We start from the raw sequence: 12,784 nt of genomic DNA, 5'->3' as shown, positions 1-12,784 counted from the left end.
AATCGCGTTATAGTATGCACAAAACGTATATAACAACAATGTTTAAAAACGGTTATCTTTATCTTCTTTTATTTAGTAGTGCTTTGTCTTTTAGTCAGATAGGAGGTAAATCAACCTATCAGTTTTTAAACCTTGTTACCTCACCGCGTCAGGCCGCACTTGGCGGAAAGTTGATTACGCTTCACGATTATGATGTTAATCAGGCAATATACAACCCCGCAACAATAAACCCTGAGATGGATAATCACCTTTCTGTAAACTATGGCAGCTATTATGGCGAGGTTACCTATGGCACGGCAGCCTATGCTTATACTTATGACAGGCATGTGCAAACTTTTCATGCCGGAGTAAGTTATGTAAATTATGGTACTTTTGAAGGCAGGGATGAGGCAGGACTGCTTACAGGCGATTTTACAGGCAGCGAAATAGCCCTTTCCTTTGGTTATGCCTATAATATACCCTGGACAGATATTTATATAGGAGCTAACGCTAAGCTGATATCTTCTACCTTAGAGAGTTATAACTCTTTTGGTGGGGCTATAGATATAGGAGGAATATATATTGACGAGGATAATGATATTAATATAGCTCTCGCTATACGTAATGTAGGTACACAGTTTACCACTTATGCAGGGCTTCAGGAAAAATTGCCTTTGGAAATCATTGCCGGCATATCGCAGGAGGTAGAAAATGTACCCATACGTTGGCATGTAACGCTGGAAAACCTACAGCAATGGAATATTGCTTTTTCTAACCCTAACCGTGCGGAAGAAAGTATAGACGGCACTACGGAGGAAGAAAAAGTATCGTTTATAAACAATGCTTTACGCCACGTTATAGTAGGGGCGGAGCTTTTCCCCGGGAAGAGTTTTAACCTCAGGGTAGGCTACAACTTTAGAAGGGGCGAAGAATTAAAAATCGAAGAACAGCGAAATTTTTCAGGCATATCCGTTGGTATGGGAATACGGTTTAATAATATACGCTTTGATTATTCCTATTCCAGATATACATTGGCTGCCAATACCAGTTTATTCGGATTAATGATAAATCTTCAATAATTAATATTATATAATGGATAAAAAAATTACTATTGCCATAGATGGCTTTTCTTCTACCGGAAAAAGTACCCTTGCCAAACAATTGGCAAAACAACTTGGGTATGTATATGTAGATACCGGAGCAATGTATCGTGCGGTTACCTATTATACTATGCAAAAAGGATATATTGATGATAATCATTTTGATAAACAAGCACTGATAAAAGACTTATCTGATATAAATCTTCGTTTTGTATTTAATCCGGAACTTGGTTTTGCCGAAATGTACCTTAACGGTGAAAATGTAGAAAAAGCGATACGTACAATGGATGTTTCAAACAAGGTTAGCCATGTTGCAGAAGTATCGGAAGTAAGAGCCAAACTGGTAGAACAGCAACAACAAATGGGGGCTGATAAAGGCGTTGTGATGGATGGTCGTGATATAGGGACTGTTGTGTTTCCTGATGCTGAATTAAAGCTGTATATGACCGCCAGTGCTCAAATTCGTGCGCAAAGGCGTTATGAGGAACTTATTGCAAAAGGCGATACCGTAGTGTATGAAGACGTATTGAAAAATGTAGAAGAACGCGACCATATCGACTCTAACAGAGACGACTCGCCACTGGTAAAAGCAGACGATGCCATAGAAATAGATAACTCTAACCTGACAATACAAGAACAATTTGAAAAAGTACTGCAACTTGTAGCCAATGCCAACTAACTTTTAACGTGGTACTGCCATTAAAATCAAATTTTATTGATAGTTTTACCATCGTTAATTAAATGTTAATTTAACTATAGCTTTTATGGGCATTAAAAACCGCCTCGTTGCCATGAGCTTCCTTCAGTTTTTTGTGTGGGGCTCCTGGTTAATAACTATTGCTAATTATTGGTTTGGCACAAAACAGTGGGAAGGAACACAGTTTGGGCTTGTGTTTGGCACTATGGGTATTGCATCTATATTTATGCCTACGCTTACAGGTATTATAGCTGACAGGTGGGTAAATGCCGAACGGCTGTATGGTGTACTGCACTTACTGTATGCCGCAGTATTATTCTACATTCCGCAGGTGAGCGATCCTACAACATTTATCTATATAATGCTTGTAGCCATGTGTTTCTACATGCCTACTATTGCGTTAAGCAACTCAATATCCTATACGGCACTTAAAAACAATAATTTTGATGTTATTAAGAGTTTTCCTCCCATAAGGGTTTGGGGTACTATAGGTTTTATTGCCGCTATGTGGATTACCAATTTAACGGGAAATAAAGCTACTGACTATCAGTTTTACATTGCCGGGCTCGGGGCTGTACTTTTAGGTTTGTATGCCTTTACGCTACCCAAGTGTAAACCGCAAAACACCAAAGCCGATGCTACTTTATTCGAAGCATTAGGCTTCGAAGCCTTTAAACTTTTCGGCATATATAAAATAGCATTGTTTTTTATATTCTCAATGTTTTTAGGAGGTGCATTACAGCTTACTAATGCTTATGGCGATGTATTTTTAGATGAATTTAAATTTTTCCCTAAATATGCCGACTCTTTTGTAGTAAAGTATTCTACCATAATAATGTCGATATCACAAGTATCCGAAACGTTGTTCATACTTGCCATTCCGTTTTTCTTAAAACGCTTTGGTATTAAGCAGGTAATGCTTATCAGTATGCTGGCATGGGTATTACGTTTTGCTCTATTTGCTTATGGCGACCCTGTTACCGGCTTATGGATGATTGTACTATCGTGCATTGTGTATGGTATGGCATTCGATTTTTTCAATATTTCGGGCTCACTGTTTGTAGAAACGACTACTCCTGCTAAAATAAGATCTTCGGCACAAGGCTTGTTTATGATGATGACCAATGGTTTTGGTGCAGTATTAGGCAGTTTTACGTCAGGATGGATGATAGATAAATATTTTACCAAATCGTTTACCGAAACATCAGCACTATCACAGTTTTTAGAAACTGAACCTACAAATCCTAAAATGCTTGAATTTGTAAAAGGACATGGCGTTGAGGTTACTGCCAATGGCAATTTTAATACTGCCATATTAATGAAAGACTGGCATAATATATGGCTTTCGTTTGCATTATATGCTTTGGTTATTGCTATTGCATTTGCCATATTGTTTAAGCATAAACATGATCCTAAAGAGGTGGCAAATATCAGCCATTAGTTATAATAATTATATGTTCAAAAACCAAATACGCCCGAATCATTGATTCGGGCGTATCGTTTAAAGATAGTATTTTTATGAACTAACGTATCATAGAAAAGTGTCCCTTATACTGCCTGCCATTTTCGCGGACTACTATAAACCAATAATCCGTAGAGGGTAGTTTTGCACCGTTATACATTCCGTCCCAGCCCTCGCTGTTAGCCCCAAAACCTGTTATTACTTTGCCATAACGGTCAAAAATATACACATACATATTAGGCTCTACGGTAGAGAATTTTATGCGCCATGTTTCGTTTACACCATCGCCGTTTGGCGTAAAAAATTTTGGATAGGTAAGCAGGAATGCATCTTCGGTATCAATACCGCAGTCATATTTATCGCGTACATATACATTGTACTGTCCCGGTTCGAGACCTGTAAAAGTGTTACTGTCCTGATAGTTAATACCGTCTAAAGAATACTCAAAATTTTCTGCTGCGGCAGTATTTTCCAGTATTACGGTTATTACGTTGTTATTATCAGTCCAGTCTTCAATATCAATTTGGCTTATTTCCGGTGCTTGCGAGTTTACTACGGTTATTGTTTTACTCCCTTCACAACCATATTCATTTGTTACAGTTACGGTATATTCTCCCTCTTCAGCAACAATTATACTTCGGGTTGCAGCTCCGTTAGACCATGCATAGCTGTCATAGCCCGGGTCGGCAGTAACTATTATGCTTTCGCCTTCGCAAACCGGCCATAACTCTTTAATTTGCAGATCAGGCAATGCATGTACCGTTATTTTAAATGATGTTACAGCAATACAGTCGTTATTATTGTTATATACTACCCGAGCAAAAACTTCTGTAACCCCTATATTAGCAGTATAATCAGTAGATATAGGGTTAGCACCGGTTTCGGCGTCGCTTAATGAAGTATGGTAGGAGAGTGTAACATCGTCCGGATTTTGCCCATCGAGTATAAAAGTATCCTGGTCGCTAAGGTTAAATAACTCAATAGTATCATCGCCATCGTCACACACCTCAATATCAGGCGGAGCAGTTGCAGTTACTATAGATGGCAGGTCGGCTACATTAAAGGGCTGCGTATCAAAGTTTCCGCAGGGGTCATCTACCCGAACTTCGTATATTGCTGATTCCAGTCCTGTAAAGATGCTGTTATTACCGTTATCTATCTGAAAACTTGTATCGCCATTTTTACTGATTATTTTGTAATTAAGCGGCTCTGCTCCAACAGCTATTATCTCTACATCGGCAACATTGCCCGTACAGGTAAGATTTTTTATGTTTGTTATAGTAAGGTCGTCATAAAACTCAAATTCACCAAGTATCTCTATACAACTTTTATTATCGGTGCCATTGCCAAAAGAACGGAATGATTTAACTACTCTGAATTTTCCGGTATTGATTATATTGTAGGTTGTGGTGTTATTAAGTAATTCTATTGCATTTGTATTATTAAGAGCATCGCCTGTATAAGGATTATTTGTTGCGGGGTGTCCCCAAGTATCTGTATCAGGGTCAAGCAGTTTTTGTAACCAAAATTTAATAAAAACAACCCCGTTACTATCATGTGCCACAGCAATATCAAATGCACCGCAATGGCGCGTTTCCTGAACACTGTTCGATACTATGTTATATCCTACAATATTGGCATTTGTAGTAAGGTTATCAGTACAATCACTGGTAGCAGTAAAGGTATAACTGCCCGGTGGCAGATTGTCCATATACAAAGCTCCGTCATCAGCAATATATTCAGAGGCATCGTATGGTAATGGGAATATTTCTTCAAATTCCGGGGGAGCTACCGTTATGGTTACCGATTCTAATGCATAGCCGCTTGCAACCCGTACCGTGCCTCTGCCTTCCGTACAATCAGGTCGGGCAAAGGACGAAAGCCCCGATGCTGCAAAATCAGGTATTACTACCTCTACGGGATATACATTGCCGCAATCGTCAATTACTTCAAATTGATATGTTCCCGGCGGTAAGCCTCCTATTTCTACATTATCATCTTCATTTATATAGCCGGAGAGGTCAAATGGTAAATCTTCGGTATATGTATCGGGAGCTTCTAATATATTACCGCCTACCAATACATAATCTGCCACCAATATTTCGGTACTGCCCAAATTATTTTCGCAGTCATTATTTCGTTCGTTTGATAATGCTTCGACTTCTATATCTATAAGTTCTGTGGTTACTGTTTCGCTACGCCCGCAATCGTCAGATATTGTAAATTCATAAACTCCAAAAGGCACGGGCATACCTTCGCCTCCGAAAACACTATGATAGTCATAAAACGCATCGGGGTATATAGGATTGAGCGCAGCGGGGTCGAACCCATCGGGATATGATGTGAAGTTGATATAGTAAGGAGCTACATATTTATAAACATCTATATATAAGAATTTCTCTCCGCAACCGGCATCATCAAACCCTACAATTGCAGTAAGTTTTTGCCTTACTAAATTTTCAGTTATTGTATATACCGTTCCGCAATTATCTATAATTTCAAGATCATAATAGTAATCGGTGTCGTAATAAAATGGTATTACCTGATTGATGATAAATCCTGCAACAGGATCGCCCGAAACTGTTTGTGTATATACCGTTGGCGTGCCTCCGCCCGGTGGATATACTGTGTAAGTAACCGAAAATGGAATTGCTAACGGTATGTCAGGGTCTTCAGGGCTTACATTATGGCTGGCAGTTATAAGGTCGCAACCTGGTAACTCGGTATCAGGAAAAGCGGCAGGGCTTACTACTGTTACAGGTTCGGCAGATAGTACGGTGTGTGCCTTAACAATACCTTCGCCACAATTATCTATAACCCTCACGGTATAAGTTCCGGAAGGCAGGTTTTGGAACGTGGCTGAGGCTTGTGGGCTTCTTGTAGCAGGACCTGTAAGTATTTCATAGGTTTGCGGGTTGCCCTGTGATACAATAATAGTAATACTGGCATCGTCGCCACAAGCGGTGGGCGTGCTCGTTACCTCATAAATAAGCGGGGTAGTATTATCTTCAATAATTACTTCTTCCTCGTCGGTAACGGTATTTCCGTTAACGGTCTGGCTGGCAATAACCAGGTATGTACCATCGGTTAGGCTGCTAACGCTTGGAGTGGTATTATCGTATATAGCTGTTGTAGTATTGGGTAACAGGAATACCTGATAGTTAACGGGCGGGTTAGGCGCTGCATTAGTTACAGAGAAAAATAATTGTCCGTTTCCCGGGCAAGTTTCATCAACAACAGTTACCGATAGCGTTAAATCCTGCGCGTTGCAGTTATGGGAGATGAAAAAAGCCAATAGGAGTGATGCACATAACTTGCATAGCATGCGCATGAGACCCTTTGCCGGGATTAATATAAAGTCAAATAGCGTCATAGCAAAAATTAAGTTTATTAGCTTAATTTCAGATTTTTTTCCAGTGGACTAAGATAATTAAAAATAGTTTATATAAAGACTGTGTTAATTTATTTAGAATAAAAAGTTATATATGTAACATTTTAATAGTTAGGAACATAGAATAATTTGCTGTAAATCATAAAAGATGGTGTATATGTTTGTAAATCAAAAAAATAATGGTAGTTTTGCGCTCCTTTTGGCAGATACGGGTTTCCATTAGGGTTCACCATTTTATGTAAAACACTTCTGTTGTTTTCTTGCTGTATGAAACCCCGAGATAACACAGAATACAAATTTTATTATCAGCAATGTCTGAAGAAACAAAAACAAAAGAAGAATTTTTAGCAGAGTTTAACTGGCACAACTTTGAAGAAGGTATCGATCCGGTAGATGAAAGCAATCTTAAAGAATTTGAAGATTTAGTTGAAAAAACCTTTATTGATACCGACAGTGATGAGGTGGTTGAAGGTACTGTGGTAAGAATCACTGACAGGGATGCTATCGTAGATATCAACGCAAAATCGGAAGGTGTTATATCGCTTAACGAATTCCGTTACAACCCTAACCTTAAAGTAGGGGATAAAGTAGAAGTACTTATAGATGTTCGTGAAGATAAATCAGGACAACTGGTTCTTTCGCACAAAAAAGCACGTACAATAAAAGCATGGGACAGAGTTATCAATGCTAACGAAACAGGAGAAATTGTTAATGGTTTTGTAAAATGCAGAACTAAAGGCGGTATGATTGTTGACGTATTTGGTATTGAGGCATTCTTACCGGGTTCTCAAATAGACGTAAAACCTATCAGGGATTACGACCAGTATGTGAATAAAACTATGGAATTTAAGGTTGTGAAAATCAACCACGAATTTAAAAACGTAGTTGTATCGCATAAAGCGCTTATTGAAGCTGATATCGAGGTTCAGAAAAAAGAAATCATCGGGCAGCTTGAAAAAGGTCAGGTACTTGAAGGTGTTGTTAAAAATATTACTTCATACGGTGTATTTATTGACCTTGGAGGTGTTGATGGTCTTATCCACATTACAGACCTTTCTTGGAGTCGTATTAACCACCCAAGTGAAGTACTTGAGCTTGACCAGAAACTTAACGTGGTTATCCTTGACTTTGATGACGAGAAAACAAGAATTCAACTTGGTCTTAAACAACTTAACCCGCACCCATGGGATGCGCTTGATGCTAACTTAGCTGTTGGTGATAAAGTAAAAGGTAAAGTAGTTGTTATAGCTGACTACGGCGCATTTATTGAAGTGGCTGAAGGTGTTGAAGGTCTTATCCACGTATCTGAAATGTCATGGTCAACACACTTACGTTCAGCACAAGACTTCGTTAAAGTTGGTGATGAAGTAGAAGCTGTTATCCTTACTCTTGACAGAGATGACCGTAAGATGTCATTAGGTATCAAACAACTTTCTCAAGATCCTTGGACTGATATTACATCTAAATATCCTGTAGGTTCTAAACACACAGGTATTGTAAGAAACTTTACTAACTTTGGTATATTCGTAGAACTTGAAGAGGGTATCGATGGATTAATTTACATCTCTGACCTTTCTTGGACTAAGAAAATCAAACACCCAAGTGAATTTGTAAATGTTGGCGATACGCTTGATGTAGTAGTACTTGAGCTTGATGTTGACGGACGTAAACTATCTCTTGGTCACAAACAAACTCAGGCTAACCCTTGGGATAAATATGAAGATTCTTTCGGTTTAGGTACTGTGCATAACGGAACTATAGCTGAGATTGTTGATAAAGGTGCTACTGTAGAGTTTAACGAAGATATCGTTGCCTTTATACCAACAAGACACTTAGAGAAAGAAGACGGTAAGAAACTTAAAAAAGGTGATACTGCTGACTTCAAAGTAATTGAGTTCAACAAAGAATTTAAAAGAGTAGTGGCATCGCACACAGCTACTTTTAAAGATGAAGAAGAGAAGAATGTTAAGGCTGCACAAGAGTCTAACACTTCTAACAATAACAATGCAGAGAAAACCACTCTTGGTGACATCGATGCATTGGCAGAGCTTAAAGAAAGAATGGAAAAAGGAGATAACTAATTCCTGAACCATTTTTAGATATTGAAGCCCTCACGATAGTGAGGGCTTTTTGTTTTAAGTTTTTAGAAATAAAGACACCCATGTTAAATATTTCCAAAAATTCATATTCCAAAAATCCATAATTGTACTTGTGGCGTATCTGCCTATATAAACTTTAAAACAAAGTACAATTATGAAAACGTCAAGAATTTTATCCGCAGCAATTTTTGCTTTTGTTATGATGTTGGGAACATCATCTTTTGCTCAAAAAACAGTAATGGTAGGTGGTGCGCCTATGTACCCTAACAAAAACATTATTGAGAATGCCATAAACTCTAAAGATCACACTACGTTGGTGGCTGCTGTAAAAGCTGCCGAACTGGTAGAGACCTTGCAAGGCAAAGGACCATTTACAGTATTTGCACCCACTAATGCCGCTTTTGATAAACTACCGAAGGGAACAGTAGAAACGGTACTTAGACCGGAAAATAAAGCAATGCTGCAAGGCATACTTACCTACCATGTGGTAGCAGGCAAATGGAGCGCAGCCGATATAATAGCAGCCATTAAAAAAGGAAACGGAAAATATACAGCCAAAACCGTACAAGGCGGCGAGCTAACCTTTATGTTGAACGGAAAAGATGTATGGGTTATGGATGAAAAAGGAGGAAAAGCTAAAGTTACTATTGCAGATGTAAACCAAAGCAATGGCGTTATCCATGTGGTAGATACCGTGTTGATGCACGACTAAATATAATTTTGTGTTTGGATGGTAAAAAGCCTCCTTGCTTATGGCGGGAGGCTTTTTTATTTGATTTTTTAAAAAGTTGACTACTCTTTAATCCTTATCTCAAACATTTTGTCCCAGTTTTTGCCGGTAACAAAAATAGTTTTGGTTTTAGGGTTATAGGCAATACCGTTAAGTACGTCCATTTTAGGGTGTTTGGTAACTTTCGTTTTTAAATCCGATAAATCAATAATAGCCTCTACAGCTCCCGTTGCAGGGTTTATAACTGCTATAGCATCTTTTTGATATACATTGCCATATATCTTGCCATCTATCCATTCCAGCTCATTAACAGCTTTTATTTTACTGGTTTTAGTATATACATTTACATAATCGGCTTCAGTCATGGTTTCCGGATCAAGTTTCCATATTTTTTCCGTGCCGTCACTTTGGTACAGGTATTTGCCGTCATTCGTAAGCCCCCAGCCTTCTATTTTTTTAAAGTAAGTAAACTCTTTTATCTTTTCAAAGGTGTCGGCGTTATATATAAAACCTGTGTTCTCTCTCCAGGTAAGCTGATATACTTTGTTGTTCAGGACTGTAATACCTTCGCCAAAGTACTTTTCTTCGGGTTTTATTTCTTTATATACCTCTCCTGTTTTGTAGTTTACTTTACGCAGGCTCGATTGTTTGTACTGACCTGTACCCTCAAAAAGCGTGTCGCGGTAAAACTCCAATCCTTGTGTGTAGGCACTCATATCATGCGGATAGGTATTTACAATTTCATATTGTAATAACTTTGGTTCTATACCCGATGTAAGCTCTATTCTGCCCGTAGTTTCGGCATTATTACCATTATAAAATACAAGAGCTTTCAGGTTTTGGTAGCCAAACTTGCGTCCTTCCAGCGAAACGTTAAATTTCTCGTTACCTTTTACAGCTCCGACTCTGGCATCATTTATATAATAAATAACCGAATCTATAGTCTTATTTTTTTCGTTTACCAACGACAGGCTAAACGATTCCTGTGGTTGATATTGTTGTTTCATAGCCGAAGTATCAATACGAAATAAATTATTTTTGTCTTTGTCATCATCGCCGCACGAATGTAGTGCTGCTGCCAAAGAAATGAAAGCTAAGAGTTTATGTGTTTTCATAGTATTATTAATAGTTAAGGCAATATACAATTACATTTTCTAATCGCCTATTGCCTTGCAAAAATATAAAAATAATGTATCTTTGCATCGGCAAGTCCTACACGACCAGCTCCTGCAAAATCCTCCAGGGCGGGAACGCAGCAAAGGTATGCGGTTGTAGCGGTGCGATGTAGGTCGCTTGCCATTTTTTACTTTATTTCATTCAAAGCCCGCAAGGGGCTTTTTCTTTTTTCTTACATCAAAAAGCCATCAACATCGCCTATAGGCTTAGGTATATTTTCATCATTCAACATTTCCCTTAAATCAATTTCTATAGCTCGCGAAATGGAGTTTATGGGTATATCATTATATGAACCTTCAAATGGATTTTCAGAATAATCCCCGATTTTTTCCATAAGGAAAAATACCCAAATGGTAAGTGCCGATAACGGAATTAAAATCCAGCTTAACTCTGCCTTTAAATTGCTTAATATATCAAGCATGCCGAAAGGAATTAATGCAGAAAACAGAAAAGAAAGCCATAAAGCAGTCGAGGCATACTGGCGGGGAAACGGAAAGTTTTTAATTCTCTCGCTGCGCCCTTGGTCATCATAAAACGTAGTAAGCAGTTTATGAAATTCCATATGCCTGAAATCGTCAAAATAGCTTTTATCTCTAAGGGTTTGCAGCTCTATAGCCTGCATGCTTATAATTTGGGTAGCTGTATTGGTTTTCTTAATACAGTTGTTTACTTCATCCTTATCCAAAAAAGGTTCTAACTCTTTAGTAAGTTCATTTCTATACGCTTCATTAGCGGAGGGGAAAATCGGGGTAAATTTTTCATCCTTATGTTCCCATTCTTTAGGCAATCGCAACTGGTATCGCAATGCTGTTAACCATGCAATATGCCTGTATATAATTCTCCTTTTAATTTCATGGTCGTTCTCGCCTATTATAAACGATGTAGTTGCCGCACCAAACGAGCGACTGTTATTAACAATACCTCCCCATATTTTTCGTGCTTCCCAAACCCTGTCATAACTGGCATTGTTTTTAAAACCAAGATAAAAAGCCACTGCAATACCCACTACACTCACAGGGCTCCAGGGCAGGGTAATGCAAATATTAAACCGGGTTCGCAATATATAATTTGCAACATATATTACAGAGGCATATAGCAACCCATATAAAAAGGGAGCTTTAGACCACTCGAAGGTCATCCAAAAACCGTAATTGCGTTTTGTGTACATACTAATTTAGTGTTGTGTTTTAAGGCTGCTGTATTTATACTGTAATGTTACAAAAAATATGATTTTATAACAAACAAGCAGTATAGCCTTTATACTTGTACATATTTCTGTATTTTTGAAAACTTTTAATGCCTTTGGCTATATATGATTGAGACTTGATGAGTAAAGTAATTTTAATAACCGGCGGTTCTTCGGGTATTGGTAAATCGATAGGTAATTTTTTACATGAAAAAGGCTATACCGTATATGGTACCAGCCGAAACCCCGACCGTGTTAAAGATTCTGTATTTCCATTAATAGCGTTAGATGTTCGTAATACTGAGAGTATTGCATCTGCCGTAGCAGAAGTAATACAACGCTCCGGGCAGATAGATGTACTGATAAACAATGCTGGAGTGGGCATTACCGGACCATTGGAAGAAATACCTGCCGAAGAGATAAAGAATAATTTTGAAACCAACCTTTTTGGTCCTATTGAAGTGATGAAAGCAGTGCTGCCCCATATGCGCAGCCGTAAATTCGGGCTTATTATAAATATAACCTCCATAGCAGGCTATATGGGTTTACCTTACAGAAGTGTATATTCAGCATCAAAAGGCGCATTAGAATTGATTACTGAGGCACTCCGTATGGAAGTAAAATCATTTGGTATAACTATTACCAATGTGGCTCCCGGCGATTTTGCCACTAATATAGCCGGTGGTCGATATCATGCTCCTTTGGTAAAAGGTTCGCCTTACGAAACATCTTACGGTAATACATTAGCAATGATGGATGAGCATGTAGATAGTGGCAGCAACCCGAACGAAATGGCAGAGGCTATATATGCGATAATGAAAAACCCTAACCCTAACGTGCACTATAAAGTGGGAGCTTTTATGCAAAAGTTCTCTATCGTGCTAAAAAGGATTTTACCCGATAAGGTGTACGAAAAGTTGCTGATGAACCATTATAAATTGTAATTTTGCAGCACTTATAAAAA

Annotated in this window: 9 protein-coding genes and 1 other RNA gene; 7 read left to right on the top strand and 3 right to left on the bottom strand. The window is 38.4% G+C overall.

The features are described 5' to 3' along the window. Positions 1–38 precede the first annotated feature (38 nt). The 3 genes from porQ to E0W68_RS11285 all read left to right on the top strand — a co-directional run bounded on the left by porQ (position 39) and on the right by E0W68_RS11285 (position 3,217). Positions 39–1,058 carry a type IX secretion system protein PorQ gene (gene porQ / locus E0W68_RS11295; RefSeq protein ID WP_135219557.1) on the top strand — a complete coding sequence of 340 codons (1,020 nt, stop codon included), beginning with the start codon at positions 39–41 and terminating at the stop codon, positions 1,056–1,058. 13 nt (positions 1,059–1,071) lie between these two features. Further along, on the top strand, positions 1,072–1,758 hold the full coding sequence (cmk, locus tag E0W68_RS11290) for a (d)CMP kinase (RefSeq protein ID WP_135219539.1): 687 nt from the start codon (positions 1,072–1,074) through the stop codon (positions 1,756–1,758). Positions 1,759–1,843: 85 nt separating this feature from the next. Then, positions 1,844–3,217, top strand: a complete 1,374-nt coding sequence (locus E0W68_RS11285; protein ID WP_135219538.1) for a nucleoside permease — start codon at positions 1,844–1,846, stop codon at positions 3,215–3,217. An 82-nt stretch (positions 3,218–3,299) separates the two neighbouring features. Here the strand turns inward: E0W68_RS11285 and E0W68_RS11280 are convergent, their stop codons facing one another. Next, positions 3,300–6,611: a T9SS type B sorting domain-containing protein gene (locus tag E0W68_RS11280; protein WP_135219537.1), complete on the bottom strand. Its 3,312-nt coding sequence runs from the start codon at positions 6,609–6,611 to the stop codon at positions 3,300–3,302. A 329-nt stretch (positions 6,612–6,940) separates the two neighbouring features. Here E0W68_RS11280 and rpsA point away from each other — a divergent pair, with 329 nt between their 5' ends. Both rpsA and E0W68_RS11270 read left to right on the top strand, forming a co-directional pair. Next, the gene (gene rpsA, locus E0W68_RS11275) at positions 6,941–8,710 is read left to right on the top strand and encodes a 30S ribosomal protein S1 (RefSeq protein WP_135219536.1); all 1,770 of its coding nucleotides are present in this window, start codon (positions 6,941–6,943) and stop codon (positions 8,708–8,710) included. Between the two features lie 172 nt (positions 8,711–8,882). Then, a complete protein-coding gene (locus tag E0W68_RS11270) occupies positions 8,883–9,440 on the top strand; it encodes a fasciclin domain-containing protein (protein ID WP_135219535.1) in 558 nt (185 codons plus the stop codon). A gap of 80 nt (positions 9,441–9,520) precedes the next feature. Here E0W68_RS11270 and E0W68_RS11265 read toward each other — a convergent pair whose 3' ends face one another. Next, positions 9,521–10,573, bottom strand: a complete 1,053-nt coding sequence (locus E0W68_RS11265; RefSeq protein WP_135219534.1) for a glutaminyl-peptide cyclotransferase — start codon at positions 10,571–10,573, stop codon at positions 9,521–9,523. Positions 10,574–10,661: 88 nt separating this feature from the next. Between E0W68_RS11265 and ffs the strand changes: the two genes are divergently transcribed. After that, an RNA gene (ffs, locus tag E0W68_RS11260) (signal recognition particle sRNA small type) lies at positions 10,662–10,760 on the top strand. A gap of 46 nt (positions 10,761–10,806) precedes the next feature. On the opposite strand, the gene E0W68_RS11255 is transcribed toward ffs, so the two are convergent. Beyond that, positions 10,807–11,802: a bestrophin family protein gene (locus E0W68_RS11255; protein WP_135219533.1), complete on the bottom strand. Its 996-nt coding sequence runs from the start codon at positions 11,800–11,802 to the stop codon at positions 10,807–10,809. Positions 11,803–11,960: 158 nt separating this feature from the next. Here E0W68_RS11255 and E0W68_RS11250 point away from each other — a divergent pair, with 158 nt between their 5' ends. Further along, positions 11,961–12,764: an SDR family oxidoreductase gene (locus E0W68_RS11250; RefSeq protein WP_135219532.1), complete on the top strand. Its 804-nt coding sequence runs from the start codon at positions 11,961–11,963 to the stop codon at positions 12,762–12,764. Positions 12,765–12,784: the final 20 nt, after the last annotated feature.

This window comes from Flavobacterium salilacus subsp. salilacus, assembly GCF_004634195.1.
In the GTDB taxonomy this organism is placed as follows: Bacteria; Bacteroidota; Bacteroidia; order Flavobacteriales; family Flavobacteriaceae; genus Flavobacterium; species Flavobacterium salilacus.
The sequence above is the reverse complement of the archived record's forward strand: the minus strand, read 5'-3'. Positions and strand labels throughout refer to the sequence as shown.